Genomic DNA, 26,602 nt, shown 5'->3' with positions numbered 1-26,602 from the left:
TTCTTCGTGCGCACAAACGATGCCGCGCGGTGTGCGCTGGGCAGTCGATTGAATGTGGCGGAATGGAGCAGGGGCATGAGGTTGGTTCGTTGAAAATGCAGGCGTACCTGCCGAGGGCGCGAACATTACCTGCGTCCTTTTCATTGCGCAAGCACTTTATGCAATTATTTTTCGGATTATCTTTCGGATAGTCGAAAGAGAATGCAGCTGTGTAACGACCGCAAGGCGGTATTGGATTTGAATGCGACGGTCGGTATCCGCCGCTGACCTGATGTCAGGCATTGCAGAGGAAGCACGCCGACAGCACGTAGCAAGCATTTGTCAGACGGTATGTACGGCGTGCTCAGCATCGGCGTGTGCGCTGGTCCATGCGCCGATGCCGCTGCTCGTTCGCGGCAACGCCATCGCCAACGCGAACAATCAGCCGCCGTGCGTGCCCAGGGTGCGCGCGCCGGTGAGGATCATGCGCAGCATCTGCGAGATCTGTTCGACCAGCTCGGGATCTTTTTCCGGCGGGGAGTCCATCGCCACCGCGCCCATCGCAAATACCAGCCGGGTGATCGCCTTGGACACCAGCGCCGGCGCATGCAGCTTGGCATTGTCGGCGGCGGCCAGGCGGATCAGGTCCACCCGCAGCTCGTCTTCGAAGTAGGTGAGCTCGCGCTCCACCGCCTGCTTGAAGGCGTCCGAACCCACCGCACCTTCGCGCAGCAGCACGTGCAACAACTTGTCGTCGGCGCGCAACTGCTCCATGAAGGCTTCCACCGAGACGCGGATGACGCTGCGGTCGGTGGAGGTGGCGCGCTGGCGCGCCTGGCCGATGATGGTGCGCAGCGAGCGCCCGGCCAGGTCGATCAAGGCCACGGCGAGCTCGTCCATGTCGCGGAACTGGCGGTAGAAGCTGTTCGGCGCGATGCCGGCCTCGCGCGCCACTTCACGCAGGCTCAGGGTGGACAGGCTGCGGTGCGGGCCGATCAGCGACAACGCCGCGGCGATCAGGTCCTCGCGTGAAATCGCCGGCTTGCGTGACGGCGGCGCGTCGTGGGAAGGCAGGGCGATGGAGGTCATGAGGCAGCAGCCGGGCGTGGGCATGAATCATAGCGCTTCCGGCCGATATACAACTGTATACACGTGTGTGCATGCACGCGTATAGTGCACCCTATGAGCCTGGCATCCACTCCCAAGTCCAAGTCCCCCCTGCCTGCACGGCTGGCGCGCCGCCTGGTGTCGCCGCAGCTGTTCGATTTCTGGGCAACCCGGATCAACCCGCTGTGGACGCTGGAGCGGCCGATGGCCCGCCTGGTCGGGCGCAGCGCCGCCAGCCGCGATGCGGTGACGCTGGTGTTGCAGCCCAATGGCCATTGGCAGGGTCTGCAGGCCGGTCAGCACGTCAGCGTTGGCGTGGAGATCGATGGCCGCCGCCTGCTGCGCAGCTACAGCCCGACCGTGCTGGCCGACGGCCGCCTGGCGATCACCGTCAAGGCGATCGAAGGCGGGCAGGTCAGCCGGTACCTGGCGCGCGATGCAGCGCTGGGCACGGTGGTGTCGCTGGACCCGGCCTTTGGCGACATGCTGCTGCCGGCTACCCCCACCCCGTTGCTGTTGCTGGCCGCCGGCTCGGGCATCACCCCGATGCGCGCGTTGCTGCAGGCCGCCGCGCAGGCCGGCATGCCGGTGGACGTGGACCTGCTGTACTGGGTGCGCCAGCGCGACGAAGCCTGCTTCATGGATGAGTTCGAGGCGATGGCTGCGGCGCATCCGCGCCTGCGCGTGCGCCTTCTCACCACTCGCGAGGGCCAGACACCGGCCGCGCGCGTGGACAGCTATCCGCTGGAGCAGATTGCCGCGTTGGACCAGCGCCATGTGATGGCCTGCGGCCCGGGCGGTTTTGTGCAGGCGGCGCGCGAGCGCTTGCAAGGGCGCGTGGCCGCCTTCCAGGCCGAAGCCTTCAGCGTGCCGGCACTGGACGAAAGCGAAGCCGGGCAGGTGCAGGTCCAGCTGTCACGCAGCGGCCGTACGCTCACCCTGCCGCGCGGCCAGTCGCTGCTGGAAGGACTGGAAGCCCAGGGCCTACGGCCGAAGCACGGCTGCCGCATGGGCATCTGCAACAGCTGCGCGTGCGCGCGCCAGTCCGGCACCACGCGCCACCTGCTGACCGGTGAGCGCAGCAACGAACCCACCGCACAGGTCCGCCTGTGCATCAGTGCCCCGAGCACTGACCTGATCCTGGATCTGTAAGGAACCCTCATGAGCCGAGTCCACAACCGTGCCCTGTCCGCTGCCGAACTGCAGTCTTTCGGCGACGAACTCGATGCCATCCGCGCCCGCGTGCAGCGCCAGGTGGGCGCCGACGACGCGCGCTACATCCGCCGCATCGTGGCGGCCGTGCGCTGGACCGGCGTGGCCGGCCGTGCGCTGCTGTTTTTGGGTGCGTTCGTGCACAGCGTGCTGATCCCGGCCTGGATCGCCGGCGTGGTGCTGCTGACGTTGTCCAAGATCCTGGAGAACATGGAGCTGGGCCACAACGTCATGCATGGTCAGTACGACTGGATGGGTGACCCGCAGCTCAACGGCAACACCTACGAGTGGGACATCGTCGCCACCGGCGACAACTGGCGCAAGACGCACAACTTCAAGCACCACACCTACACCAATGTGCGCGGCATGGACGACGACATCGGCTACGGCCTGCTGCGCATCTTCCCCGAGCAGCGCTGGCGCCCGTTCTACCTGATGCAGCCGTTCATCGCGGTGGTCTTTGCGTTGCTGTTCGAATGGGGCGTGGCGATCCAGGACCTGCGCCTGGGCCGCTGGTTCGCCGGCAAGATGAAGGCGGCCGAATTGCGCGCCTCGTTCCTGCCGGTCGGCCGCAAGATCGGCCGCCAGATGCTCAAGGACTACATCGTGTTTCCGGCGCTGGCCGGCCCGTTCTTCCTGACCGTGCTGCTGGGCAACCTGGCCGCCAACGTGCTGCGCAGCATCTGGACCTTCGTGATCATCTTCTGCGGCCACTTCACCGCCGATGCGGAAGTGTTTCCGAAGGAATCGATCCGCAACGAGTCGCGCGGGCACTGGTACCTGCGTCAGCTGCGCGGCTCGTCGAACCTGACCGGCGGCAAGCTGATGAACGTGCTGTCGGGCAACCTGAGCCACCAGATCGAACATCACTTCTATCCGGACCTGCCGGCCAATCGCTATGCGCAGATTGCGGTCGAGGTAAGGCAGATCTGCGCCCGTTACGGCCAGCACTACAACACCGGCTCGCTGCCGCGGCAGTTTGGCCAGGTGATGTGGCGGATCGTGCGGCATGCGTTTCCCAGCCGGCCCAAGCCGGTGCGCGAACGCAGCGGCGCGTTGCAGAGCGCCTGATCGGGCGCGCTGCCGCTACTGCAAGGCCGCCATTGGCGGCCTTTCTTTTTGCAGGTAGGCCGCGTGGCAACGGTGGTGGAGATGTCCAGCCCAGGGTTCTCGCACGCAGGCTGGCGCCTGGTTCGGCCATGGGTAGCGCCCGTCGCTGTCTTGCGGCGATGGTGGCCAACACTTGGGTGCGCAACTGGAGCAGGATGCGCTGCGCGCGTCAGCCTGCGAGGGCGCAGCACCGACTTTCCCGTCGCGGTTGGATGATCGGCTCGCGCGTGTATGTCGATGATGCGCACAGCGCCAGTCCATATCGGTCGGCGATGCGCGCGCGACGCGGCGGCAGATCTGCCTTCGACCCACCGCTGCAGCGAGCCGACCCGGCACGTGCGGGTGATGCCGCCGAGTGGATCAGTGCGCCGCGCTGCGGGTCTGCGCGTGGTAGGCGATAAAGCCGGTTGCCGGCAGCGCGCGCGAGAACAGCCAGCCCTGCGCCAGGTCCACGCCATGCGCGCGCAGGTAATCCAGCTGTTCCTGGCGCTCCACGCCCTCGGCGATGGTGCGCAACTGCAGCGTCTTGGCCATCTCGATGATGTGCGCGGTCACCGAACTGGTGGCCGAGTGGGTGCCGATGGTGTCCACGAACGACTTGTCGATCTTCAGCGCATCCAGCGGCAGCCCCTGCAGGTATTGCAGGCTCGAATAGCCGGTGCCGAAATCGTCGATCGACACCGTGTGGCCGGCGCCGCGCAGGTGGGTGATGGTGGTGCGCGCCGCATCGATATCCATCAGGCTGCGCTCGGTCGCCTCTACCCACAGTTGTCCGCTGTCCACCCCGGTGCCTTGCAGCGCCTGCGCCAGGACCGACTGCACCCGGCCGCTCTTGATGTCGTCGGCCGACACGTTGATGGCCACATGCAGGGTCGGGTCGGCGGCCAGGGTGGGGCCGAGCTCGCGGATGACCTCGGCCACCACCAGATCGGTGATCGGCAGGATCAACCCGCTTTCTTCGGCCAGCGGGATGAAGGCATCCGGCGGCACCAGCACGCCGTCGGGTTGCTGCCAGCGCACCAGTGCCTCGGCACCGACGCAGTGGCCGCTATCGAGCGAGATGATGGGCTGGTAGTGCACGATGAATTCGCCGCGCTGCACCGCAATCTCCAGCCGTGCCAGCGGCGAGAGGCGGCGCCGCGACACCCACAGCACCAGGCCCACCAGCAGCACGGCCACCGCGATGCCGGCTGGCATCACCTGCAGGCGTGCCGCAGCCAGCGGCCCGCGCAGATAGGCCGCCGGCTCGGTCACCACCGCCGCCCAGTCGCCACGGCGGTCGCGGCCGTACAGCACCTGTGGCTGGGTGTCTCCGTCGGGGCGGGACGTGGCGGCGTCGGTGGGCGGCGCCACCAGCAACTGTTCGGCCGCGGTGCCGGTGCTGCTGAGCACCTGGCCGTCGGGCGTGCCGATCGCCAGCTGCAGGCCCGGCGGGATGTTGATGTCGGCCAGCGTGTTCGGATTGATCAGGGCGTTGTAGTTGCCCAGCTGCAGCGCCATCAACGGATGTTGCGGATTGGCCAGCGGCAGCAGCCGGGTAGTCACTGCAATGCCGCGCTTGACCACGAAATCCGGAGCGGTCTGCGGGATGTTGTCGGGAAACTGCCCCCACGAGGTGCAGCGCAGCCAGCGTTGCCGAAAGTGGCCCAGCTCGACGATGTAATGGCTGGTCAGCACCAGCGCGCGCATCTGCGCCAGATGTGCGGGCGAGCAGGGCGGCGCCTGTGAGGCGGCCATGCTCAACAACGCGCCATGCGCTTCGTCGAAGGCCGTGTCGGTACGCCGGATCGACAGCGCCGCCAGTTGGCTGAGCCTGCTCTCCTCGCGCGACAGCGCCAGCCGCCAGGCCAGGTAATACGACAGTCCGATCGGGAGCGTTGCGCACAGCACCACCAGCAGCACGGTCAGACTGATGATGCGTTGACGCTTCATGTCCTCACCTGCATCGACATACAGGCCAGCTCACGCACACGGCCTTGCATGATGCCGGTGGCGCAGCACGCATCGAGCCAGTGCCATGGCACTACCACCGCGCCAGGCAGTGCGCCGTAACGGCGTTAGGTGAACAACGGAAGTGGACGGATGAGGCTGCACGTCGCGAATGTACGACACACGCGTGCATTGCGCGCGTCCGCGGAGCGAAGTCGCTGTGATTTTCTTGCGGCGGACCATGTACGCACAGGGTGGCCGCTGCGTTGGAGGGATTCACGCGCCTGCACGCATGGGCGCGCTAGGGTCGGTACGTCTGTGCTCGCCACCGCGGGCTGCGGGGCCAGCCGGTCCCCTGCAAGGCGCTCTCACTGGAGGAATCACCATGACAACGCAGAAAGAACGCGTCGGCGGCACCGACGCAGTGCCGATCTTCAAGATGCGCGAAACCACGCGCGACGGCGAACTGATCAAGTACGTGGTGGGCGATACCGGTGTGGCCTTCGATAGTCTGGAAGGTGCGCAGGCCGCGGCCAAGGATCTGGGCACCCTCAACGGGTAAACCGGCCGGGCGGTATGGCCGCCCATCGCGCGCATGAACCGGTGCGGCCGGGTCAGGATGGCGCTGCCGATCTGGTAGTGCTGGTCCGGGCCCGGCCGTTCTCATAAGGCTGCCGGCGGGAGAGGAAGGGTGTGGTCCGGCATGCGTCAGCTCGCGCCGCGGGCTGGACGACGTTGCGGCGGCTGTCGCCGCAGCCAAGCCGGCGCGCCAGCCGAGTCCGGGCGACATGCTGCAGCGTCGCATGTGCGGCGTTGCAAGCGTGCGTGCGTGGCGCGGATGCTGCGCCGTCGAACGTGCCACGGATCAGTTGGCGATCCGTTGCACGCGCTTGCACTCAGGCGCTGCAGGAGGCAGGTCGAACGGGGCACCGTGCAACCGCTCGGCTGTCGCGCAGCAGCGCTGGTACCTCGCGGGGTTTCAGGGAAGCGGTTGTTCGGTCAACCGTCCGGTGTGTGGGGTGTGGATCAGCGGTGCCAGATCGAACCCCTGCTCGCGCGCCTGCGCCAGATAGGCCTGGGCGATGTTCTCATCCAGCTGCGGCAGCCGCGCCAGCAGCCACAGGTACTTGCGATCGGGGCTGCCCACCAGGGCGGCGGTGTACTCGGGATCGATCCGCATTACCCAGTAATCGCCCTTGGTGAAGGGAATCCAGCGCAATCCCTCGGGCAGGAACGTCACTTCCAGCCGGCCGTGCGTGTCGTCGATGGCGCGGGCCTCTCCCACGGCCTCTTCCAGCTCGCCCGCCGCAGTCAGGCAGCGGTTCTGCACGCGCACGCTGCCGTCGTCCTGCAGCGAATAGTGCGCCGACACGTCGGTGCAGTCTGCATCCTCGAAGCGGATCGGCAGCCGTGCAATCTCGTACCAGGTGCCCAGATAGCGGTTCAGATCCAGCGACGGAACGGTGGTCAGGTCGGGATGTCGGCTCATGACGGCCTCTGCGCAATGGAGTGGCCGACGTTGTACGCGGAGCGCCATGAAGTGGATGTTGCGATGTCCCGCCTTGCGCTCGATGCGGCGACCAAGCATCGCGCGGCGCTGCCCGCAGTCGCGTATCACTGCCCGCAGTCGCACATCACTCAGGGCGTGCGGAAGCCGCTTGTGTTGCTCCAATCGCCGCAGCACGGTTCCGGCATTTTCGGCCGCCCGCTAGGCCGCGCTGGCAGGGGCAAGCGCGCGATCGAGCTTGCGATAGCCGATGGCTTCGGTCAGGTGGCGCGTGGCGATGACGGCACTGTCGTCCAGGTCGGCGATGGTACGCGCCACGCGCAGGATGCGGTGCATCGAGCGTGCGGACAGTTGCAGGTGCTCGATCGCCCGCTCCAGCAGCAATTGGTCGTCGCCGTGCAGGCGGCAGTGGCGATCGGTGTCCGGCTGGTCGAGGCGTGCGTTGGGCAGCGGGCCGCGCGCAAGCTGGCGCTGCCGCGCGGCGACCACGCGTGCACGCACGCTGGCGCTGTCCTCGCCCGGGTTGCCACTGCGCAGCGCTTGCGGCGGCAGGCGCGGTACATCGACATGCAGGTCGATGCGGTCCAGCAGCGGCCCGGAGATGCGGCTGCGATACCGGCGGATGCTGTCGCTGCTGCAGCGACAGCGCCCGCTGCCATCGCCGGCCCAGCCGCACGGGCACGGGTTCATGGCGGCAACCAGCTGGAACCGTGCCGGGAAATCCACGCTGCGCGCTGCCCGCGAGATCGTGACCAGCCCCGATTCCAGCGGCTCGCGCAGGACCTCGAGCGTCTGTCGTTGCCACTCGGGCAGCTCGTCCAGAAACAACACGCCGTTATGGGCCAGCGAGATCTCGCCGGGGCGCGGATGCGTGCCACCACCGACCAGGGCGACCGCACTGGCGGTGTGGTGCGGGGATCGGTAGGGCCGCTGCCGCCAGCGCGCCAGATCCAGCCCGCGCCCGCTGATGGAGCGGATGGCGGCGGTTTCCAGCGCCTCGGCATCGCTGGCATCCGGCAGCAGGCCGGGCAGGCGCGAGGCGAGCAGGGTCTTGCCGCATCCGGGGCTGCCCATCAGCAGCAAGTGGTGGCCCCCCGCGGCGGCGATCTCCAGTGCGCGGCGTGCGTGCGGTTGGCCGCGCACATCGGCCATGTCGGGCAGGGCCGCTGTGCCCAGGGTGGCCACCGCCAGCGCGGCGGCTGGTGCCTGCTGGGTGCCGTTGAGCGCGGCGCATACCTCCAGCAGGGTACGTGCGGTAAAGGCCTGGACATGCCCGGCAATGGCGGCCTCGGCGCCATTGGCCAGCGGCACGATCAGCCGCCGCCCGGCCTGCGCGGCCGCCAGGGCCGCCGGTAACACGCCGTCGACGCCGCGCAACTCGCCGGTCAGCGCCAGCTCGCCTAGGAATTCGTACTCGGCCAGCGCCTGCCGGTCGATCTGCCCGCTGGCAGCCAGGATGCCAAGCGCAATCGGCAGATCGAAGCGACCGCCGTCCTTGGGCAGATCCGCTGGCGCCAGGTTGATGGTGATGCGCCGCGCCGGGAATTCAAACTGGGCACACAGCAGGGCCGCACGCACGCGTTCGCGCGATTCGCGCACCGCCGCCTCGGGCAGGCCCACGATCTGGGTGGAGGGGAGACCCCCGGAGAGATGCACTTCCACCCGGACCTCGGGCGCTTGCACCCCTACGCGGGCACGGCTGTGCACCAGCGCCAGACTCATGGTGGGCGGCTCAGCTCAGGGACTGTCGGCGCTGGCAGCGGCGCTGGGCGGTGCGCCCGCTGCGCGCGCTTCCAGTGCGGCGACGGCCTGTTCGAGCGCGTCGAGTTTTTCGCGCGTGCGCAGCAGCACCGCGCGCTGCACGTCGAATTCTTCGCGGGTGACCAGGTCCAGCTTGCCCAGGCCGGCCTGCAGCGCGCCCTTGAAGGTGCTCTGCAGTTCTTCGCGCGATTGGCGCAGGCCCGGTGGCACCAGGTCGCTGAGGCGGCGGGCGAGGTCGTCGAGCTGATTGAAATCGATCATGGTGTTCTCCGCAGGTCCGTAGGAAGCCTAGTGCAGGCCGGGACACGCGGGACATCGGCAAGGCAGTCGGCAGGCGGTAAGGATAGTCCCATTCGGCTGTGGTCCGCGGTGACGGCGCTGCCGCATTAGATGAGTGTTGCCTGCGTCCACGGTATGCTGCGCGGCCGTCATGCCCTGGGATCTGCACCGATGAAAATGATCATGGCCATCGTCAAACCGTTCAAGCTCGACGATGTGCGCGAAGCGCTCGCCGGCTGCGGGGTGGCAGGCATCACGGTGACCGAGGTCAAGGGCTTCGGCCGGCAGAAGGGTCACACCGAGCTGTATCGCGGCGCCGAATACGTGGTCGACTTCCTGCCCAAGGTGAAGATCGAAGTGGCGGTGACCGACGACCAGGCCGAGCGCGTGGTCGAAGCCATTGTGGCTGCTGCCGGCACCGGCAAGATCGGCGATGGCAAGGTGTTCGTCTACGACCTAGGCACGGTGGTGCGCATCCGCACCGGCGAGCTGGATAGCGACGCGCTGTAGGAGTGAGCGCACGCCGTAGGCCGAGCCTGCGGCGGCGTTGCCGGTCTCCGCGCGACCGTGATGCCTGGGTCGAAGGTCGGCATCAACGGGCCCGATCGACGACAAGCAGGCCCAGCGCGTGATGCCAAACGGTTCGCGCGACGGGGTCTGCAGCTGCCTGACGGCTGCCTCCATAAGCGACGTACCAGCCAGCGGCGCCCCTACCGGTACCGACAAGTATCCGTTGACCGCGAGTCGGCTGTTGCTCTGAGCCGCGTAGCCATCTCGCCTCATACCATTTCAATACCGCAGCCTGCAGGTTGCGCGGCGACGGTACTGTATTGCGGATGCCTGGCGACAGCAGCTTTCGTTACGCGCAAAACGGACTCGACCCATGGCAAGGCGCTGCTCTTGTCCCCGCGTAGCGACTTGCCTACTCTAGGCGTTAATACCATTCCAATACCGGAGTTCGGACATGAAGCGACGCAGTGGCAAGTCGGGCTTGCGCCTGCTCCCGATGGTGGTGGCGCTGGGCCTGGCGACATCGGCGCTGGCCGAGTCGGTCACCCAGCCGGCGATCTTTCCGGCCCCGGTATCGATCACCCTGGATGGCGAGACGATCAGCCTGGGCCGGTCCGTGGTGCTGGTGGTCGCGCCTGGCGCGGACAAGGCCACAGTCGCGCTGGTGCGCAGCATCCTCACCACGGCCGGCGTCAGCAACATTGCCACTGCCACGCGCCTGCCCGCCACGCTGGACCGCCCGCACATCATGCTCGGCACCGGCGATGCAGCAGTGGTGCACGACGCGCTGACGCGCAGCAAGGCCGTGCAGGACACGCACAAGGAGGGCTACACGCTGGCCAGCGTTGCCCTCGATCGCGGCAGCCTGATCACCCTTGCCGGCCACGACGGCGATGGCCTGTTCCACGCCGCGCAGACGCTGCGCCAACTGCTCGCGCGGCCGGCCATCCCGACGCTGACGATCCAGGATTACCCGGCCATGCCGATCCGCGGCACGATCGAGGGCTTCTACGGCGCGCCGTGGTCGATGAGCGACCGCAGCAAGCACATCGACTTTCTTGCCCGTACCAAGGCCAACACCTACATCTACAGCCCCAAGGACGACCCCTACGCGCGCGATCGCTGGCGCGAGCCGTATCCGAAACCGACCTTGAAGGCGCTCGGCCAGCTGGCTGCCACCGCCAAGCGCAATCACGTCGATTTCGTCTACGCGATCTCACCGGGCCCGACGGTGTGCTTCTCGGATCCCGCCGACGCCAAGGCACTGCTGCGCAAGTTCGATGCGTTCCGCGCGCTGGGCGTGCGCAGCTTCTATGTGGCGCTGGACGACATCGAATACACCAAGTGGAACTGCGAACGCGACAAGGCCACCTTCGGCGAGTCCGGCGCGCAGGCGGCGGGCATCGCGCAATCGCACCTGCTCAATCTGGTGCAGGCCGATCTGGTTGCGCGGCACGATGCAGCGTCGGAATTGATCATGGTGCCGACCGAGTATTACGACGCCAAGGAGAGCCCCTACAAGGAAGCGCTGCGCAAGCATCTGGACCCGAAGATCGTGGTGCAGTGGACCGGCACCGACGTGGTGCCGCCGGCCATTTCCATTCCCGATGCGCGCGCCGCCACCAAGGCGTTCGGCCGCAAGACCTTGTTGTGGGACAACTACCCGGTCAACGATTTCGAAACCTCGGCCGGGCGCCTGTTGATGGCGCCGTACGCGCGGCGCGAGGCCGGCCTGTCGGCCGAGTTGTCGGGCATCGTCTCCAACCCGATGAACCAGGAAGTGCCCAGCCGCGTGGCGGTGATGGGCTTGACCGCCTTCGCCTGGAACGACAAAGGCTACGACGCAGAACGTACCTGGCATGCGGCGGCGCGCGATCTGGCCGGCGGCGATGCGCGCGTCACCGCGGCATTGCTGACCTTCTTCGACACCCAGCACCTGGCGCCCACCTTCGGCAGCCAGCCGTGGCAGGAGCAGGCGCCACGGCTGAAGGCCGTGCTCGACCATGTGCGCGAAGCGATCGCGCTGGGCGATACGGCAGCGCGCACGCAGGCGATTGCCGAGCTGGCGCGTACGGCCGACGAGCTGGCAGCCGCGCCGCAGATCATCCGCGACGGCGTGGCCGACAAGGGCTTCGCCGCGCAATCGCGTCCCTGGCTGGAGGCGATGGAAGGCTGGGGCCGCGCGCTGCAGAAGACCGCAGCCGGGCTGGATGCGGCCAATCGCGGCGGCACCGAGGCACCGGCGTTGTTTGCGGATGCGGCTGCGCTTGCAGCCAACGCTGCGGCCATCCCATCGATTCCCGGCGCCACCCGCTTCGGGGGCCCGGTCAAGATCGCCGACGGCGTGCTCGACCGCTTCGTCACCGATGCACCGAGCTTGATCGCCTATCGCGCGCCGGCAGTTGCCGCTTCGGCAGCAGCAAAGTGATGGGTTAGTGCGCAGGCACCGCGACGCGCAGGGGTGACTGTTCGCGTCGCGGTGCAGGCAAACGCGCCAGCGCCCTTGCCATCCGCGTCGCAGCACGTGGCATGCACAGAGCACTCGGGGATGTTCCGCGCTGCAGATCAAACCGGTGCAATCAGCGCAGCGGCTGACGTCACAACGTTGGCCAGCCGCTCTCCAAGAGCGGCTCCCGGCCAGCAGCGCGGGTTACGCAGTGCCTTTCAGACGCCGATACAGCCGCTTCCAACCGCTGCGAACGGCATGCACCCAGCGCGGTTCGGCGCTGCGTGCGGCTTCGTCGGCCGTCGGTGCAATGCCGGCCAGGCGCTGGCGCATTTTATGGAAGTTGGCCACGTCGCTGCGTTGCAGCTGACGCGCCAGCGTGCCGCGACGCAACCAGCGCGGGAATCGCCACGCCGAAGTAAAATCGATCAGCACCGGCACGCCCGCACTGACCACCACATTGGTGCCATGCAGATCGTTATGCGTGATGCCGAACGCATGCAGCCGGCGTAACGCCTGCTGCAGTTGCTGGAAGACCTCCTGGCCCACCACCGCGCTGGCGCTGAGCGTGTCGCCGGGAATGAACTCCATGCCCAGCGCCAGGCCACCCAGCGTGCCGAGCAGGGCCGGCGCATGCCGCCAGCCCTTCAGCTGTTCCAGCATCCTGGCCTCGTGACGCACCATCAGCCGCGCGACCGGCGCCAGCAGCGTGCGGCGGTAGCGGCCGTAGTCCTTGACCACCGCCAGTTGCCCATCCACGTGGGTGCGGTAGACGTCGGGTTCCAGCAGGCGGGTGCCCTGCTTGAGCAACACGGGCGTGACAACGTGCAGGCTGGGCACGTCCAGCGGTTGGTAGTGCATGGCAGTTCTCCGGACCTTGGCGGCGCGGAGATGTCACGCGTTGCGCAGGTTCACGATGATCGCGAGGGATCGGTCTGCGCAATTTTAGAACTTGTGAGTATTGAAATTACAGTTGTTTAACAAATGAAATGTTCCGGAGGTGGAACGGCGTTGCTAATCAAGTGCTTGGCGGCCTCGACCCGAAAGATTGGCCGGCATCGCGTGGGGCCGCGCGTGCGCGGGCAGAAAATGGCGTCGGCGGTGCCCTCTGCCCGCTTCGATCAGCGCCTGACTTGCGATCGCTTCAACCAGGCGCAGGCTGTCACATCTTTTCTTGACAGCTGCTGAGACTCCAGACACTGTGCCGGCTGCGGTCAGGGGGCTGCATCACGCGTTAGTACGGGCACGTTCTCAGGGACGGCGCCTGGATCGGTGTCGCACGACATCCGGTGATGCCGGGAAAGCCCCGAATTCGACAGCAACTGCGCCACTTCCAGACGCCGTCAGGTGACCCCTGCGTGCGCAAGGATGCGGGAACGATGGAGTACGACTCATTGGGGGAAACGATGAAAAGGACCGCAACACTGCTGTTGGCCTGCACGGCCTTCGGCGTCACGGCACAGGCCTCGGCGCAATCGTTGTCGCGCGGCTGGGACAGCTACCGGCAACAGCAAAAGCAGCAGACCGGCGCCCAGGACGCGAGCGCGCCGGCAGCGCAGTCGTCGCGCACCTCGCAAGCCGGCATCGGCGGCGCGCCGGTTGCTGTCGGTGGAAGCGGCACCAGCCAGACCGGTGAGGCTGGCGGATTCAGTACGGTGGCCGAGCAGGCGTCGGCAGTGGCGGCGCCAGTCGCGCCGGCCTACGTACCGCCGCCGCCGCGCGAAGAAGAGCAGCGCCTCAAGAGCGGGCTGTTCCTTGGCGTGCAGAGTGGCAAAGCCAAGGTGTTTGAAAACGGCAAGCAGGATATGCAGGGCTTTAACGTTGGCTACCGCTGGCGCGCAGGTCCGGTCACATTGATCGGTATCGAAGCCGCAACCGGGAAAGTGGATGGTTCCAAGGATGCGGATGGCTTTGTCGTCATTCCCAATGTGGATTTTGGCAGCATCGGTGGAACGGCACGCTTCAACTTTGGCGATGTTCCCCTTTTTGCGCTCGTGCGGCTGGGCTATTGGGGCGGCAAGGCGAAAGGTGAGGACTACAACGAGCGCGTCTATGGTGCCTACGTCGGCGCCGGTCTTGGCGTAGATATCGGCAAGCACGTCAGCTTGAGCGCGCTTTACACGAATTATGTCTACGCTGACGAGTATTACGATGACTACGAAGACCTCACGATCAATCGTGCCGAAGTGCTGAGCTTCGGAGCCGAAGTCCGCTTCTGATACGGGTCGATGGTCACGAAGAGCGGGCGGCAACGTCCGCCCTTTTCCGTGAGCTAGCGTTGCGTCAGCTGCGCAGTGAAACGCAGCGCAGGTGACGCCGTGCCGCCGGAGCTCATCGGCATTGCATAGCCATCTATGCAGGTTGTTGTAGTGTCGTGGTCAACGCAGTGAGTCAGCCGTTGGCGAGGGCCTATGGACGCAGTGGCGCAGTTTTTGACAGACGAGCAGGATCCGGTGGCAGTCGGCAAGATCCTGCCCAAGGTCAGTGAGTTGCTGACCCGCGACGAGCAGGTCGAGTACATCGCCGTGCAGAAGAAGATGGTGATGAACCTGTCGCCGGATGCGGTGGTGCTGACCAACCGCAGGTTCATCGTGGTCTACCCCACGTTGTTCGGCATGACATTCCGCGATTTCCCCTGGCGCGAGGTGCTCGATGTGCATATGAGCGAACAGATGCTCGGGGCGACCATCATGTGCCGCACTACCCAGGGCACCTCTGCCTCCATCGATAGCCTGCCCAAGAAGCAGGCGCGGCGCGTCTATGCCTATGCGCAGCAGGTGGAAGAATCGGCCTACGAAAAGCGCCAACAGCTGGAGATCGACAAGTTGCGTGCGGCGGCCGGTGGCGTGGTGGTGCATGCGCCGGGTGCGCAAGGGGCGGCAGTGCCATCTCAGGCCGGTGCCGTTCCCGCCACAGACGATCCGGTGCAGGTGTTGAGCAAGCTCAAGCAATTGCTGGATGCGGGGCTGGTCACGCAGGACGAATTCGACGCAAAGAAAACGGAAGTCCTGGCCCGGTTATAGGCTGCGCGGTCCCATACATTGGTCGGCATGGCATGGGCAGCGGCATCGACGGCAGCGTGACGCAGCAATGGCGCGCAAGACGATGCTTCCCGCGCACGGCTGCACTGTCGATCGATCGCCCTTCGAGGGAATGTGAGCGGCGCATCGCCGCACCATCGGCATCGGTGCGCCAGCACACCAGGCGCAACGCATTGGCAGATCAGCCCGCGCACTGCAGGCGTGCAGGCAGTCGCGTCAACGGGCGGCTGCCGACAGCCTGGGCTCACTGCCAGGCCGTTGCGGCCGGTGTCGTCAATCGGCCGCAACCATTCAAGCATCGCGCCTGCGCGCGCCGTCCGCGCCCGCAGGCGAAGGGTTGTTCGCTGCGCTTACTCGCCCAGTGCCTTGGCCACGAAGGGCGGGGCGACCAGCACGCCGGTGTGCAGATGGGCGGTGTAATACAGCGTCTCGAAGCCCTTGGCCTGCGCGGCATCCTGACGGAACGCGAAATCGGCCTTGGCCTGCTTGCTGGCCATGGTCACGCTCCACCAGCCGGTGGGGTAGCACGGCTGCGGGAACGGCAGGGTCTTGAACGACTGGAAGCCGGCCTTGCCCATTTCGGTGCGCATCTCGTTGATCAGGTCCAGCAGCGCCAGTGGCGATTCGGACTGCTGCACCAGGATGCCGTCGTCCTTCAACGCCTTGAAGCAGCTCTCGTAGAACGCCTTATTGAACAGGCCCTCGGCCGGGCCCACCGGATCGGTGGAATCGACGATCACGATGTCCACGCTGCCGGCCGGGCAATTGGCCATGTAGGCCACGCCATCGTCGAACAGCAGCTCGGCGCGCGCATCGTGGTTGGAATCGCACAGCTCGGGAAAATACTTCTCCGACATGCGGGTGACCTGCTCGTCGATATCGCACTGGGTGGCGCTTTCCACGCCGGGGTGCTTGAGCACCTCGCGCAGGGTGCCGCAGTCGCCGCCGCCGATGATCACCACGCGCTTGGGCGCGGGGTGGGTGAACAGCGCCGGGTGGCTGATCATCTCGTGATAGAAGAAGTTGTCGCGGCTGGTCAGCATCACCGCGCCGTCGATGAGCATCAACTTGCCCCAGTCCGTGGTCTGGTAGATCTCGATCTTCTGGAACGGGGACTGCACCTCGTCCAGCTTGCCGCTGATGCGGAAGCCGATCGCCGACCCGGTGGGCTGGAAGTGTTCGATGTACCAGTTGTCGTTGGCGCTCATGCAAAAATCCTGAAAAGAAGGGGAGCTGTCCCTTCTCCCACCGGGAGAAGGTGGCGCAAAGCGCCGGATGGGGGTCGGGCGCAGCCTCGTGCAGTCAACCTGCGCAGCGGCTGAACCTGCATTCCACCCCGCTCCAGCAGGAGAGGGGCGTGAAGTCGGCGCGGATTGTAACGGACCCTGCGCATGCCAGGCGTTACACTTCACGCCCTTTTTTATTCCAGCCGAGACAGCGAAATGAGCGATTGGTCCCTCGACCAAGCCCGCAAGACCTACTCGATCCCGCATTGGGCCGATGGGTATTTCGATGTGAACGCCGCCGGCCACGTGGTGGTCAGCCCGACCGCCGGCGGCCCGTCGGTGTCGCTGCCCGAAGTGGTGGACGCCGCGCGTGCGGCCGGCGCCAAGCTGCCGCTGCTGGTGCGCTTTCCGGACATCCTGGGCCAGCGCCTGGGCAAGCTGCAGGCAGCGTTTGCGCAGGCGCAGTCGGAGTGGGATTACGCCGGCGGCTATACCGCCGTGTACCCGATCAAGGTCAACCAGCACCGCGGCGTGGCCGGCACCCTGGCCGGCCACCACGGCGACGGCTTCGGGCTGGAAGCAGGCAGCAAGCCGGAGCTGATGGCGGTGCTGGCGCTGTCGCGCCCGGGCGGGCTGATCGTGTGCAACGGCTACAAGGACCGCGAATACATCCGCCTGGCGCTGATCGGGCGCAAGCTGGGCCTGCAGACCTTCATCGTGATCGAAAAGCCTTCCGAGCTGAAGCTGGTGCTGGAAGAAGCACGCGCGCTGGACGTCAAGCCGGGCCTGGGCGTGCGTATGCGCCTGGCCTCGCTGGGCGCGGGCAAGTGGCAGAACAGCGGTGGCGACAAGGCCAAGTTCGGGCTGTCGCCCCGGCAGGTGCTGGACCTGTGGAAGACCTTGCGCGACACCGAGTACGCCGACAGCCTGAATCTGCTGCATTTCCACATGGGCTCGCAGATCTCCAACGTGCGCGACATCGCCAACGGCATGCGCGAGGCCACCCGCTATTTCGTGGAGCTTTCGCGGCTGGGCGCCAAGATCAGCCATGTCGACGTCGGTGGCGGCCTGGGCATCGATTACGAAGGCACCCGCTCGCGCAGCTATTGCTCGATCAATTACGGCCTGCATTCGTACGCCAGCAACATCGTGCAGCCGCTGGCCAGCGCCTGCGAAGAGCACGGCCTGACCCCGCCGCGCATCGTCACCGAATGCGGGCGCGCGATGACTGCGCACCATGCGGTGCTGATCGCCAATGTCTCCGAAGTGGAGCAGGCGCCGGAAGGCCGCGTGCCCGATGCGCACGACGATGAACCGGCAGCCATCCGCCACCTGCGCGAGATCCACGACGAACTGGATGTGCGCCCGGCGGTAGAACTGTTCCAGGAGGCGCAGCATTTTCATGCCGAAGGCTTGAGTGCCTACGCCCTGGGCCAGATCGACCTGACCCATCGTGCGCGTATCGATGATCTGTTCTATGCCATCGCGCACGGCGTGCGTGCGCGGTTGAGCTTCGACGAAAAGAGCCACCGCCCGGTGCTGGACGAGCTCAACGAGCGGCTGGTGGACAAGTACTTCGTCAACTTCAGCGTGTTCGAGTCGATTCCGGATGTGTGGGCGATCGACCAGGTGTTTCCGATCGTGCCGATCGAACGCCTGAACGAAGCGCCGCAGCGGCGCGGCATCATCGCCGATATGACCTGCGATTCCGATGGCATGGTCAAGACCTATGTCGAGAACGAGAGCCTGGACAGCTCGTTGCCGTTGCACACGTTGAACCCGGGCGAGAGCTACCGCATCGGCTTCTTTCTGGTCGGTGCCTACCAGGAAATTCTCGGCGACATCCACAACCTGTTCGGCGATACCGACGCGGTGGAAGTGGCGGTGGATGGCGATGGCTATCGCATCGTGCAGCAGCGTCGCGGCGATACCACCGACGTGATGCTCGACTACGTGGGCTATCAGCTGGATACGCTGCGCGCGACCTACGCCGAACGCATCGCCGCCGCGCAGTTGCCACCGGAGCGCGCAAAGGAACTGAGCGACGCGCTGGAAGCCGGGCTGACCGGCTACACCTATCTGTCCGACGAACCGTTGGGCTGATCGTGCACGCGCTGCGGCACTGCCGTGGCGCGCAGTAGGGCGCTGGAGCCGTGTCACGCCGCTCGCCTGGAATGGCAGCGGCAGCAGCTGCTGCGATGGCGCGACGATCGCGGTGCTGGTGTCGTACCCCCACCAGGTTGACCTGCACCTGCGTTGCGGCTGATGGATGGCGATGCGCGCATCACCGGCAGGGACCATCTGCGGTCGCATGGCATGCCCGGGCGGCGCTGCCCGATGCAAAGGCAACGACACGGCCGCCACATCCCGGCGCCATCACACCGGCCATGCGGCACAATCGCCGTCCTTCGGTCATCGAGCGTGCGCATGCGCTATCCCGCCCTGGACCTGCTGCGTGCCATCGCCATCGTCTGGGTGATGCTGTTCCATTCGTTCGTGGTCGGCGGGCTGGGGCCGGACTGGGCGTGGCTGTCGCGCTATGGCTGGATGGGCGTGGACCTGTTCTTCGTGCTGAGCGGCTTTTTGATCGGCAGCCAGGTGCTGACGCCGCTGGCGCGCGGGCAGCGGCTGGACTTCACCGATTTCTACCTGCGTCGCGCCTTTCGCATCCTGCCGGCATTTCTGCTGGTGCTGATCGTCTACATCACATGGCCGGGGTTTCGCGAAGCGCCCGGGTTGGCGCCGTGGTGGATGTTTGCCACCTTCACCCTGAACCTGTTCGTCGATTACGGCCAGCAGGCTGCGTTTTCGCATGCCTGGTCGCTCTGCGTGGAGGAGCACTTCTATCTGGTGTTTCCGCTACTGGCCATGGTGTTGCTGCGGCGCCCGTCGGCCGGGCGATTCATCGCGTTATGCATGGCAGTGGTGGTGGCAGGCATCGCCTTGCGCACCAGCGCCTGGCTGCATAACACCGCGCTGGACCAGATCGGCGGTGGCCAGCAGCGCAACTGGTTCGTCGAAGATATCTACTACCCCACCTGGAACCGTCTCGATGGCCTGCTGGCCGGTGTGATGCTCGCGGTGCTGAAGGTCTTCCGCCCGCAGACCTGGCAACGGCTGCAGCAGTACGGCAGCGCGTGGTTGCTGGCGGGCGTGGCGGTGCTGGCGCTGGCGATGTGGTTGTTTCGCGAGCGCACCGGCCTGATCGGCAATGCCGTGGGCTGGCCGGTGCTTTCGCTGGGCTTGGCATTGCTCGTGCTGGCCGGCACTGCCACCGGCAGCGCCTTCGGCCGGCTGCGGGTGCCGGGCGCAGCGTGGCTGGCAGCCATCTCCTACAGCCTGTATCTGACCCACAAGGCCATGTTCCATGTGACGCAGGGCTGGCTCGGCGCCGCGCTGGACAGCCACGGCCTGCTCGCATTTGCCGTCTATGGCGGGGTGGCGCTGCTGGTGGGCGCGTTGCTGCACTACGCGGTGGAGCGGCCTTTCCTGCGCCTGCGTGGAATGGTGCTGCGGCAGCGCGCCAGGCCGGCCGGTGGTGCCGAGTCGGCGTAGCGCGCTCACGCCGACTGCTGCTGCGTGCGCTCTGGTCAGACTTCGGCCATCGATCTCATGCCGATGATTGCCTGGCAAACGACGCTACGCGGCATCGCCGTTGCCACGCGCGCGTGCCTTGGTCGCATGAACGCGTTCCTGCAAGAAAGGCCGCGCAGTGCGCGGCTTCTCAGGCATTGCGCGATGGCGTCCTGCATCCGTGCGCGCTCAGCCCTTGCCGATGCATGCGTCCAGCATGCCGCGGCACGTCACTGCGCGTCGCGCGCCACCTGAAATCCGGCGAACGATTGCGTCACCGGCATGATTTCCAGCCGGTTGATGTTCAAGTGGGCCGGCAGGCTGGCGACATAGAAGATCTGCTCGGCGATGTCGTCGGCGGTCATCGGGGTGGCACCGCGATACAGCGTGTCCGAGGCGGCCTGGTTGCCGCCGGTGCGCACCAGGGTGAATTCGGTTTCGGCCATGCCGGGTTCGATCGAAGTCACGCGCACGCCGGTGCCGTGCAGGTCCGCGCGCAGCCCCAGCGAGAACTGCTGCACGAAGGCCTTGGTGCCGCCATAGACGTTGCCACCGGTGTATGGGTAGGTGGCCGCGACCGAGGCGATGTTGATGATGGCGCCGCGGCGCGCGATCAGCGCCGGCAGCAGGCGATGGGTGAGCGTGACCAGCGCGGTGACATTGGTGTCGATCATCTGTTGCCACTGGGCCAGGTCGGCCTGCTGCGCCGGCGCGGTGCCCAGCGCCAGGCCGGCGTTGTTGACCAGCACATCGATGTCGGCAAACGCCGGCGGCAGCGCGTCGATGGCAGCCGACAGGGCCTGCGCATCGCGCATGTCGAACGCGGCGGTGTGGACCTGGCCGGCCGGCATCTCGGCCGCCAGCGCCTGCAGGCGCTCGGCGCGTCGGCCGGTGGCAATGACCTTCCAGCCAGCGGCGGCGAAACGGCGCACCGCAGCGCTGCCGAATCCGGAGGTGGCACCAGTGATCAGGACGGTCTTGGACATGCGGAACTCCAGGGGGACGGGGGATTCAGGACTCACTGCAAGGCAGTTTCAGAGCGCAGGGGGCGGACTTGCCATTGCGGCACGCCGGGCACGCAGCATTTCTTCGGTCAAGCTCTCGCGCGAGACGACATGACCACGGCGCAGCCGCAGCACCACGTAGGCGCCCGCTGCGTGCGTGGCAGGCGTCGCGGTGGACGGCAGTGCGACGATCACTTCGCCATCCACCCACACGGCCGGCACTGGCGCTGGTTGGCCGGGGAACAGGACCTCCAACGGCAAGGTCGGTGGCGCATCGGCGCAGGCGCCCAGCACGACGCGATCGAGCACCAGCTGCTGCGCGTCCAGACGCCAGTCCGCGCGATAGCCGCGCCAGTTGGCGGTGCAGCTGCCCATCGCACTGCGTGCGTGCGCCACGAAGCGCGTCCAGGTGGCCGGGTCATCCAGGGGCCCGGACAACGGCTCGGCCAGCAACGTTGCCTGCTGGCCGTCGATCTGGATGCGGTCGCGGATCTGATCGGTGGCCTGCGCCGTGCCGGTCAGTGCCAGCGTTCCCAGCAACAGCCCGGCGCAGCGACGCAGCATGCGCGCTTACTGCGCCTTGATCGCAATGGCCGGCAGGCCGCTGCCGGTGAGTTTCTGCTTGGCCTCGGCCAGTTCGCCGGCGCTGCCGTACGGCCCCATGCGCACGCGATAGACGGTTTTCCCGCTGATTTCGGCCGATTCCACGCGTGCGGCCAGCCCCATCATCGCCAGCTTGGCCTTGGTGGATTCGGCATCGCCGGAAGCGCCGAACGAGCCGGCCTGCAGGATGTAACGGGTGTTGTCGGTCACCGCCGCTGCAGCGGGCGAGGGCGCTGCAGCCGCAGGCGTCGTCGCAGGCTTCGGCGCCGTGGCCGCGGGCGTGGTGATGGCCGCTGTGCCGGCCGGCGCCGGCGTGGCTGCCGGCCGTGCCGGAGCGGTTTCCGGCAGCGGTTTGGGTACGCTGGCGGCAGATTCGTTCAAGGGCACCGGCACGCTGGCGGCTGGCGTGGCAGCGGCCACGCTCGCGGCCGCACCGGGTGCTGGCGGCACCGGTTTGCCTTCCAGCGCTGCGCGCGCACGCGCGGCCTCTTCGGCGCGTGCGCTGGCGGCCAGCTCGGCATCGGACATCTGCACTTCCTTGCCGGGCAGCAAGGTATAGAAGTCGTACTGGGTCTGCGCATCGCCGGGCTTGGGCTGCGGCTTGGCAGGCGGCGTGCTGGGCTTGGGCAGTTCGGCCGGGGTATCGGTGTCGGCGTCGGCCACCGGTTCGGGCTGGGCGTCCGGGTTGGCCCGCGGGCCCACGCGCAGGAAGCCGTCGCCGTCCTTCTTGAACAGGTTGGGGGCGGCCAGGAAGATCACTGCCGCAATCGCGGCGCCCGCCACCAACCACACCCAACCGGGGGTGCCATTGCTGGTGTTGCGTCGTGCCTGGCTCTTACCGCGTCGTGCTGCCATCTACCACTTCTCCGAATCATGTCGTTGCGGGCCGTGGAAGGCCCTGCGTGTAGCGCGCGCGATCCGCGTCGCCGTCAGGCGGTTGCGCCCGGCAGGTGGCACGGCCCGCGCGCGCTGCGACCGCGCGGGCCGCGCACGCCCAGTCGATCGCCGCGCCTGTGTTTTCCCGCAGCGCTTACATCTTTTCCGGGGCGCTGACGCCGAGCAGTTCCAGGCCGTTGGCGAGCACCTGTTGCGTCGCGACCGCCAGGGTGAGCTTGGCGTCGCGCTCGGCGGCATCGTCCACCAGCACCTTGCTGTTGTGATACCACGTGTGGAAGGCGTGCGCCAATTCACGCAGGTATTGCGCGATCTGGTACGGCTCCAGTGCCTGACCGGCGATTTCCACCACTTCCGGGTAACGCGACAGCTCCAGCATCACGGTGAGCGAGTGCTCATCGTCCAGCCGGGCGAGCTGGGCAAGACCGTGGCCCTGCTCGTATTTGTAGCCCTTTTCCTGCGCCTGGCGCAGCACGCTGCACACGCGCGCATGCGCGTACTGCACGTAGAACACCGGGTTGTCGTTGCTCTGCGCGCGTGCCAGGTCGATGTCGAAGGTGAGCTGCGAATCGGGCTTGCGCGCAATCAGGAACCAACGCACCGCATCGGCGCTGGTTTCTTCGATCAGATCGCGCAGGGTGACGTAGCTGCCGGCACGCTTGGACAGCTTCACTTCCTCCCCACCACGCATCACCGTGACCATCTGGTGCAGCACGTATTCCGGCCAGCCCTGCGGGATCCCCAGTTCCAGCGCCTGCAGGCCCGCGCGCACGCGCGTCAGCGAGCCGTGGTGGTCGGCGCCCAGTTCGGTGATCGCGCGCTCGTAGCCGCGCTGCCACTTGGTCAGGTGGTAGGCCACGTCCGGCACGAAGTAGGTGTAGGTGCCGTCGGACTTGCGCATGACGCGGTCCTTGTCGTCGCCGAAGTCGGTGGACTTGAGCCACAACGCGCCGCCTTCCTCGTACGTGTGGCCGGAGGCGATGAGCTTTTGCACCGCCTCTTCGACCTTGCCGTCCTTGTACAGCGAGCTCTCGAGGAAATAGATATCGAAGTCGACGCGGAAGGCGGCCAAGTCGTGGTTCTGCTCGTTACGCAGATAGGCCACGGCGAAGCGGCGGATCGATTCAAAATCGGCCGGATCCTTGGTGCCGGTGACCAGGTGGCCTTCCAGGTCCACGGTGTCGCCGGCCAGATAGGCATTGGCCACGTCGGCGATGTAGTCGCCGCGGTAGCCGTTCTCCGGCCAGCCCACGCTGTCGGGGGTCAGCCCCTGCGCGCGTGCCTGCACCGACAACGCCAGGTTTTCGATCTGCACGCCGGCATCGTTGTAGTAGAACTCGCGCTTGACGTTCCAGCCATTGGCGTCGAGCACGCGCGCCAGGCTGTCGCCGATCGCCGCTGCGCGGCCGTGGCCGACATGCAGCGGGCCGGTCGGGTTGGCCGAGACGTATTCCACGCCTACCGAGCGGCCGTTTCCGGCCAGGCCGCGGCCATAGTCGTGGCCCTGCTTGATCACATGCGCCACTTCGCGCTGGTAGGCGGTGGGGGCGAGGTGGAAGTTGATGAAGCCGGGGCCGGCGATCTCGACCTTGGCCACGTCCTCGCTGGCCGGCAGTGCGGCCACCAGCGCCTGCGCCAGCGCGCGCGGATTGCTGCGCGCCGCCTTGGCCAGCAGCATCGCCGCATTGGTGGCGAAGTCGCCGTGTTCGCGTGTCTTGGGTCGCTCGACCACAAAATCCGGCGGCAGGGTGTCGGCAGGCAGGGTGCCGTTGGCGCGCAAGGCTTCGATGCCTTGGCCGATCAGTGCGCGGAGTAGGGCTTTCACGTGGGATCTGCTTGAAACCAAACCAGCGATTTTACCCGACCGCGGGCCCTGGGGTCCGGGTGATGGTTCAGGTCAACGCGGCGGCCTCATTGCAGCCAGCCGCGCTCGGCCAGCGAGACGGGGCGGCCATCGCCGATCACGAAATGGTCGAGCAGGCGGATATCCACCAGTTCCAGGCCCTGCGACAGGCGCACGGTGACTGCGTGGTCGGCCTCGGACGGCTCCGGATTGCCGGAGGGGTGGTTGTGGCCGACGATCACCGCCGCAGCGTTGTGCAGCAGCGCCTTGCGCACCACTTCACGCGGATGGATATCGGCGCCGTCGATGGTGCCGGTGAACAGCTCCTCGAAGGCGATTGCGCGATGGCGATTGTCCAGGAACAGCGCCGCAAACACTTCGTAGGGCCGCGCGCGCAGCCGCTGCGAAAAATAGTGGCCCACGCTGAGCGGGTCGCTGAGCACGTCGCCACGCTCCAGCTCGCTCATCAGGTGGCGATGCGCCAGCTCCATCGCGGCGCTGAGCTTGCACGCCGAGGCCGGGCCCAGCCCGGGCAGCCGCGCCAGGACCTTGGGCGGACGATCCAGCAGCGGGCGCAATGGGCCGTGGCGATCCAGCAGATCGCGCGCGGTCTGCACCGCATCCTGGCCGCGCAGCCCGGAGCCGACAAAGATCGCCAGCAGCTCGGCATCGGAAAGCGCAGCGGCACCGCGCGCCAGAAGTTTCTCGCGCGGACGTTCGTGGGTGGGCCAGTCGTGTATGTGCATATGGCGAGATTGCCGGTGCTCATCGCCGACGCCCATCAGGCCAAGCGGGGGCATCGGCTAATCTAGTTGTCCTTGTAACCGTAGGACGACCCCGACGTGATCGGCTCCACTCAGGCCCGCCCCCTGGACGGACAGCGTTTGCTGCTGTGCGTCGGCGGAGGCATCGCCGCTTACAAATCGCTTGAACTGGTCCGTCGCCTGCGCGACGCCGGCGCACAGGTGCAGGTCGCCATGACCGCCGGCGCACAACAGTTCGTCACCCCGCTGAGCTTTCAGGCGCTGTCCGGGCACCCGGCCCGCACCACGCTGTGGGACAGCGCCGCCGAGCAGGCGATGGGGCATATCGAGCTTGCCCGCTGGGCCGACCGGGTGGTCGTGGCCCCGGCCACCGCCGACCTGCTGGCGCGCCTGGCGCACGGTCTGGCCGACGATCTGGTCACCACCCTGTGCCTGGCCACGACTGCGCCGCTGACCGTGGCCCCGGCCATGAACCATCGTATGTGGCTGCACGCGGCCACCCAGGCCAACGTGGCGACGTTGCGTGCGCGCGGCGTGGCCGTGGTGGGCCCGGACGACGGCCCGCTGGCCGAAGGCGAATCCGGCCCCGGCCGGCTGGCCGAGCCGGCGGCGATCATTGCGGCATTGGCGGGCGATGCCGCCACGCTCGCCGCCGCGCCGTCGGTCAGTGCTGCGCCGGCCTTCGTGCCCAGCAGCGCGCAACTGGAGGGCCTGCGCATCGTGATCAGCGCCGGCCCCACGTTCGAAGACCTCGATCCAGTGCGCTACGTCGGCAATCGCAGCAGCGGCAAGATGGGCTATGCCCTGGCCGCCGCCGCGGCCCGCCAGGGCGCCGAGGTGGTGCTGGTCAGCGGGCCGGTGCACCAGACCACGCCGGCCGGTGTGCAGCGCATCGACGTGCGCTCGGCCGCGCAGATGCGCGATGCGGTACTGGGTGCATTCCCGGCCGACATCTACATCGGCGCCGCCGCGGTGGCCGACTACACCCCCAAGCGGGTGGTCGCGCAGAAGATCAAGAAGACCGGCGAAACTCTGACCCTGGAACTGGTGCGCACCCCGGACATCCTGTCCGAGGTGGCCGCGCAGACGGGTGCGCTCAAGCTGGTGGTCGGATTTGCGGCCGAAACGCACGACGTGGAGCACTACGCGCGTGGCAAGCTGGCAGCCAAGCGGCTGGATCTGATCATCGCCAACCAGGTGGGGATCGAAGGCGGCGGGTTCGAAAGCGACAACAATGCCGCCACCGCCTATTGGCAGGGGGGCGAGCGCGTGTTTCCCAGCAGCAGCAAGACCGAACTGGCCGACCAATTGCTGGCCCTGATCGCGGAGAGATTGCAGGCATGAGCATCCCGACCCAGTCCTTGCAGGTGAAGCTGCTCGACCCGCGCTTCGGCGATCTGTGGCCGCTGCCGGCCTACGCCACCGAAGCCAGCGCGGGCATGGACCTGCGCGCGGCCCTGGAAGCGCCGATGACGCTGGAGCCGGGCGATGCGGCGCTGATTCCCAGTGGCATCGCCATCCATCTGGCCGACCCGCAGGTGTGCGCGGTGATCCTGCCGCGCTCGGGGCTGGGCCATCGGCACGGCATCGTGCTGGGCAACGGCACCGGGCTCATCGATGCCGACTACCAGGGGCCGCTGCTGATCAGTACCTGGAATCGCGGCCGTGAGGCCTTCACCATCGAGCCGGGCGACCGGATTGCGCAATTGGTGATCCTTCCGATCGTGCGCGTGGGCTTGCAAGTGGTGGATACTTTCGTCGACAGCGCGCGGGGAGCGGGTGGATTCGGCCACACCGGCGTGCGCTGACGGGGG

The 26,602-nt window shown here is 67.1% G+C and carries 23 protein-coding genes; 11 read left to right on the top strand and 12 right to left on the bottom strand.

Annotated features, from left to right (window positions below):
- Window positions 1-420: 420 nt before the first annotated feature.
- On the bottom strand, window positions 421-1,068 hold the full coding sequence (gene fabR, locus ACCQ12_RS18705) for an HTH-type transcriptional repressor FabR (RefSeq protein ID WP_039411152.1): 648 nt from the start codon (window positions 1,066-1,068) through the stop codon (window positions 421-423).
- A gap of 93 nt (window positions 1,069-1,161) precedes the next feature.
- Here fabR and ACCQ12_RS18700 point away from each other — a divergent pair, with 93 nt between their 5' ends.
- Together ACCQ12_RS18700 and ACCQ12_RS18695 are read left to right on the top strand one after the other, a co-directional pair.
- Window positions 1,162-2,238 carry a ferredoxin reductase gene (locus ACCQ12_RS18700; RefSeq protein ID WP_166750696.1) on the top strand — a complete coding sequence of 359 codons (1,077 nt, stop codon included), beginning with the start codon at window positions 1,162-1,164 and terminating at the stop codon, window positions 2,236-2,238.
- 9 nt (window positions 2,239-2,247) lie between these two features.
- Window positions 2,248-3,369 (top strand): fatty acid desaturase family protein, encoded by a 1,122-nt coding sequence (locus tag ACCQ12_RS18695; protein ID WP_372382446.1) that lies wholly within the window; start codon window positions 2,248-2,250, stop codon window positions 3,367-3,369.
- A 399-nt stretch (window positions 3,370-3,768) separates the two neighbouring features.
- On the opposite strand, the gene ACCQ12_RS18690 is transcribed toward ACCQ12_RS18695, so the two are convergent.
- Window positions 3,769-5,340, bottom strand: coding sequence for an EAL domain-containing protein (locus tag ACCQ12_RS18690; RefSeq protein ID WP_166750695.1), 1,572 nt, complete (start codon window positions 5,338-5,340; stop codon window positions 3,769-3,771).
- 382 nt (window positions 5,341-5,722) lie between these two features.
- On the opposite strand from ACCQ12_RS18690, the gene ACCQ12_RS18685 reads away from it, so the two are divergent.
- Complete coding sequence (locus ACCQ12_RS18685) at window positions 5,723-5,899, top strand: hypothetical protein (RefSeq protein ID WP_372382445.1); 177 nt, start codon at window positions 5,723-5,725, stop codon at window positions 5,897-5,899.
- A 417-nt stretch (window positions 5,900-6,316) separates the two neighbouring features.
- Here the strand turns inward: ACCQ12_RS18685 and ACCQ12_RS18680 are convergent, their stop codons facing one another.
- The 3 genes from ACCQ12_RS18680 to ubiK form a co-directional block, all read right to left on the bottom strand.
- Window positions 6,317-6,826, bottom strand: coding sequence for a lipocalin family protein (locus ACCQ12_RS18680; protein ID WP_039411161.1), 510 nt, complete (start codon window positions 6,824-6,826; stop codon window positions 6,317-6,319).
- Window positions 6,827-7,045: 219 nt separating this feature from the next.
- Window positions 7,046-8,566 carry a YifB family Mg chelatase-like AAA ATPase gene (locus tag ACCQ12_RS18675; RefSeq protein ID WP_372382444.1) on the bottom strand — a complete coding sequence of 507 codons (1,521 nt, stop codon included), beginning with the start codon at window positions 8,564-8,566 and terminating at the stop codon, window positions 7,046-7,048.
- 15 nt (window positions 8,567-8,581) lie between these two features.
- Window positions 8,582-8,866: a ubiquinone biosynthesis accessory factor UbiK gene (gene ubiK / locus ACCQ12_RS18670; RefSeq protein WP_039411142.1), complete on the bottom strand. Its 285-nt coding sequence runs from the start codon at window positions 8,864-8,866 to the stop codon at window positions 8,582-8,584.
- Window positions 8,867-9,019: 153 nt separating this feature from the next.
- Between ubiK and ACCQ12_RS18665 the strand changes: the two genes are divergently transcribed.
- Together ACCQ12_RS18665 and ACCQ12_RS18660 are read left to right on the top strand one after the other, a co-directional pair.
- On the top strand, window positions 9,020-9,394 hold the full coding sequence (locus ACCQ12_RS18665; protein ID WP_199680230.1) for a P-II family nitrogen regulator: 375 nt from the start codon (window positions 9,020-9,022) through the stop codon (window positions 9,392-9,394).
- Window positions 9,395-9,848: 454 nt separating this feature from the next.
- Window positions 9,849-11,822 carry a glycoside hydrolase family 84 protein gene (locus tag ACCQ12_RS18660; protein WP_372382443.1) on the top strand — a complete coding sequence of 658 codons (1,974 nt, stop codon included), beginning with the start codon at window positions 9,849-9,851 and terminating at the stop codon, window positions 11,820-11,822.
- Window positions 11,823-12,044: 222 nt separating this feature from the next.
- Here the strand turns inward: ACCQ12_RS18660 and ACCQ12_RS18655 are convergent, their stop codons facing one another.
- Window positions 12,045-12,701 (bottom strand): RIO1 family regulatory kinase/ATPase domain-containing protein, encoded by a 657-nt coding sequence (locus ACCQ12_RS18655; RefSeq protein WP_372382442.1) that lies wholly within the window; start codon window positions 12,699-12,701, stop codon window positions 12,045-12,047.
- 545 nt (window positions 12,702-13,246) lie between these two features.
- Here ACCQ12_RS18655 and ACCQ12_RS18650 point away from each other — a divergent pair.
- Together ACCQ12_RS18650 and ACCQ12_RS18645 are read left to right on the top strand one after the other, a co-directional pair.
- The gene (locus ACCQ12_RS18650; RefSeq protein ID WP_372383662.1) at window positions 13,247-14,059 is read left to right on the top strand and encodes an outer membrane beta-barrel protein; all 813 of its coding nucleotides are present in this window, start codon (window positions 13,247-13,249) and stop codon (window positions 14,057-14,059) included.
- Window positions 14,060-14,251: 192 nt separating this feature from the next.
- Complete coding sequence (locus tag ACCQ12_RS18645; RefSeq protein WP_047692758.1) at window positions 14,252-14,863, top strand: PH domain-containing protein; 612 nt, start codon at window positions 14,252-14,254, stop codon at window positions 14,861-14,863.
- A 368-nt stretch (window positions 14,864-15,231) separates the two neighbouring features.
- Here ACCQ12_RS18645 and speE read toward each other — a convergent pair whose 3' ends face one another.
- On the bottom strand, window positions 15,232-16,089 hold the full coding sequence (gene speE, locus ACCQ12_RS18640; RefSeq protein WP_123137647.1) for a polyamine aminopropyltransferase: 858 nt from the start codon (window positions 16,087-16,089) through the stop codon (window positions 15,232-15,234).
- A 234-nt stretch (window positions 16,090-16,323) separates the two neighbouring features.
- Here speE and speA point away from each other — a divergent pair, with 234 nt between their 5' ends.
- Both speA and ACCQ12_RS18630 read left to right on the top strand, forming a co-directional pair.
- Window positions 16,324-18,210 (top strand): arginine decarboxylase, encoded by a 1,887-nt coding sequence (gene speA / locus ACCQ12_RS18635; RefSeq protein ID WP_355582130.1) that lies wholly within the window; start codon window positions 16,324-16,326, stop codon window positions 18,208-18,210.
- Between the two features lie 324 nt (window positions 18,211-18,534).
- Entirely contained in the window at window positions 18,535-19,662 is a 1,128-nt protein-coding gene (locus tag ACCQ12_RS18630) for an acyltransferase family protein (RefSeq protein ID WP_166744876.1), read from the top strand.
- 248 nt (window positions 19,663-19,910) lie between these two features.
- On the opposite strand, the gene ACCQ12_RS18625 is transcribed toward ACCQ12_RS18630, so the two are convergent.
- The 5 genes from ACCQ12_RS18625 to radC all read right to left on the bottom strand — a co-directional run bounded on the left by ACCQ12_RS18625 (window position 19,911) and on the right by radC (window position 24,770).
- The gene (locus ACCQ12_RS18625) at window positions 19,911-20,666 is read right to left on the bottom strand and encodes an SDR family NAD(P)-dependent oxidoreductase (protein ID WP_372382441.1); all 756 of its coding nucleotides are present in this window, start codon (window positions 20,664-20,666) and stop codon (window positions 19,911-19,913) included.
- A gap of 48 nt (window positions 20,667-20,714) precedes the next feature.
- Window positions 20,715-21,248: a hypothetical protein gene (locus tag ACCQ12_RS18620; RefSeq protein WP_355605523.1), complete on the bottom strand. Its 534-nt coding sequence runs from the start codon at window positions 21,246-21,248 to the stop codon at window positions 20,715-20,717.
- A gap of 6 nt (window positions 21,249-21,254) precedes the next feature.
- On the bottom strand, window positions 21,255-22,142 hold the full coding sequence (locus ACCQ12_RS18615; RefSeq protein WP_184390341.1) for an SPOR domain-containing protein: 888 nt from the start codon (window positions 22,140-22,142) through the stop codon (window positions 21,255-21,257).
- Window positions 22,143-22,317: 175 nt separating this feature from the next.
- Window positions 22,318-24,006, bottom strand: coding sequence for an arginine--tRNA ligase (gene argS, locus ACCQ12_RS18610; protein WP_372382440.1), 1,689 nt, complete (start codon window positions 24,004-24,006; stop codon window positions 22,318-22,320).
- A gap of 86 nt (window positions 24,007-24,092) precedes the next feature.
- The gene (radC, locus tag ACCQ12_RS18605) at window positions 24,093-24,770 is read right to left on the bottom strand and encodes a RadC family protein (protein ID WP_435808860.1); all 678 of its coding nucleotides are present in this window, start codon (window positions 24,768-24,770) and stop codon (window positions 24,093-24,095) included.
- Between the two features lie 96 nt (window positions 24,771-24,866).
- On the opposite strand from radC, the gene coaBC reads away from it, so the two are divergent.
- Together coaBC and dut are read left to right on the top strand one after the other, a co-directional pair.
- Window positions 24,867-26,132, top strand: coding sequence for a bifunctional phosphopantothenoylcysteine decarboxylase/phosphopantothenate--cysteine ligase CoaBC (gene coaBC, locus ACCQ12_RS18600; RefSeq protein WP_372382439.1), 1,266 nt, complete (start codon window positions 24,867-24,869; stop codon window positions 26,130-26,132).
- Entirely contained in the window at window positions 26,129-26,596 is a 468-nt protein-coding gene (gene dut, locus ACCQ12_RS18595) for a dUTP diphosphatase (protein WP_039411114.1), read from the top strand. Before coaBC ends, dut begins: the two co-directional genes overlap by 4 nt.
- Window positions 26,597-26,602: the final 6 nt, after the last annotated feature.

This window comes from Xanthomonas sp. NCPPB 1068 (assembly GCF_041479385.2).
In the GTDB taxonomy this organism is placed as follows: domain Bacteria; phylum Pseudomonadota; class Gammaproteobacteria; order Xanthomonadales; family Xanthomonadaceae; genus Xanthomonas; species Xanthomonas cannabis.
The sequence above is the reverse complement of the archived record's forward strand: the minus strand, read 5'-3'. Positions and strand labels throughout refer to the sequence as shown.

What these genes read in the sequence shown, in the direction of transcription:
- dut (WP_039411114.1), top strand. Translation starts at nt 26,129, where the DNA reads ATGAGCATCCCGACCCAGTCCTTGCAGGTGAAGCTGCTCGACCCGCGC.
- speE (WP_123137647.1), bottom strand. Translation starts at nt 16,089, where the DNA reads ATGAGCGCCAACGACAACTGGTACATCGAACACTTCCAGCCCACCGGG.
- ACCQ12_RS18645 (WP_047692758.1), top strand. Translation starts at nt 14,252, where the DNA reads ATGGACGCAGTGGCGCAGTTTTTGACAGACGAGCAGGATCCGGTGGCA.
- ACCQ12_RS18685 (WP_372382445.1), top strand. Translation starts at nt 5,723, where the DNA reads ATGACAACGCAGAAAGAACGCGTCGGCGGCACCGACGCAGTGCCGATC.
- ubiK (WP_039411142.1), bottom strand. Translation starts at nt 8,866, where the DNA reads ATGATCGATTTCAATCAGCTCGACGACCTCGCCCGCCGCCTCAGCGAC.
- fabR (WP_039411152.1), bottom strand. Translation starts at nt 1,068, where the DNA reads ATGACCTCCATCGCCCTGCCTTCCCACGACGCGCCGCCGTCACGCAAG.
- radC (WP_435808860.1), bottom strand. Translation starts at nt 24,770, where the DNA reads ATGCACATACACGACTGGCCCACCCACGAACGTCCGCGCGAGAAACTT.
- speA (WP_355582130.1), top strand. Translation starts at nt 16,324, where the DNA reads ATGAGCGATTGGTCCCTCGACCAAGCCCGCAAGACCTACTCGATCCCG.
- ACCQ12_RS18650 (WP_372383662.1), top strand. Translation starts at nt 13,247, where the DNA reads ATGAAAAGGACCGCAACACTGCTGTTGGCCTGCACGGCCTTCGGCGTC.
- ACCQ12_RS18660 (WP_372382443.1), top strand. Translation starts at nt 9,849, where the DNA reads ATGAAGCGACGCAGTGGCAAGTCGGGCTTGCGCCTGCTCCCGATGGTG.
- ACCQ12_RS18620 (WP_355605523.1), bottom strand. Translation starts at nt 21,248, where the DNA reads ATGCTGCGTCGCTGCGCCGGGCTGTTGCTGGGAACGCTGGCACTGACC.
- ACCQ12_RS18690 (WP_166750695.1), bottom strand. Translation starts at nt 5,340, where the DNA reads ATGAAGCGTCAACGCATCATCAGTCTGACCGTGCTGCTGGTGGTGCTG.
- ACCQ12_RS18630 (WP_166744876.1), top strand. Translation starts at nt 18,535, where the DNA reads ATGCGCTATCCCGCCCTGGACCTGCTGCGTGCCATCGCCATCGTCTGG.
- ACCQ12_RS18625 (WP_372382441.1), bottom strand. Translation starts at nt 20,666, where the DNA reads ATGTCCAAGACCGTCCTGATCACTGGTGCCACCTCCGGATTCGGCAGC.
- ACCQ12_RS18615 (WP_184390341.1), bottom strand. Translation starts at nt 22,142, where the DNA reads ATGGCAGCACGACGCGGTAAGAGCCAGGCACGACGCAACACCAGCAAT.
- ACCQ12_RS18665 (WP_199680230.1), top strand. Translation starts at nt 9,020, where the DNA reads ATGCTGCGCGGCCGTCATGCCCTGGGATCTGCACCGATGAAAATGATC.
- ACCQ12_RS18695 (WP_372382446.1), top strand. Translation starts at nt 2,248, where the DNA reads ATGAGCCGAGTCCACAACCGTGCCCTGTCCGCTGCCGAACTGCAGTCT.
- ACCQ12_RS18700 (WP_166750696.1), top strand. Translation starts at nt 1,162, where the DNA reads ATGAGCCTGGCATCCACTCCCAAGTCCAAGTCCCCCCTGCCTGCACGG.
- ACCQ12_RS18680 (WP_039411161.1), bottom strand. Translation starts at nt 6,826, where the DNA reads ATGAGCCGACATCCCGACCTGACCACCGTTCCGTCGCTGGATCTGAAC.
- ACCQ12_RS18675 (WP_372382444.1), bottom strand. Translation starts at nt 8,566, where the DNA reads ATGAGTCTGGCGCTGGTGCACAGCCGTGCCCGCGTAGGGGTGCAAGCG.
- ACCQ12_RS18655 (WP_372382442.1), bottom strand. Translation starts at nt 12,701, where the DNA reads ATGCACTACCAACCGCTGGACGTGCCCAGCCTGCACGTTGTCACGCCC.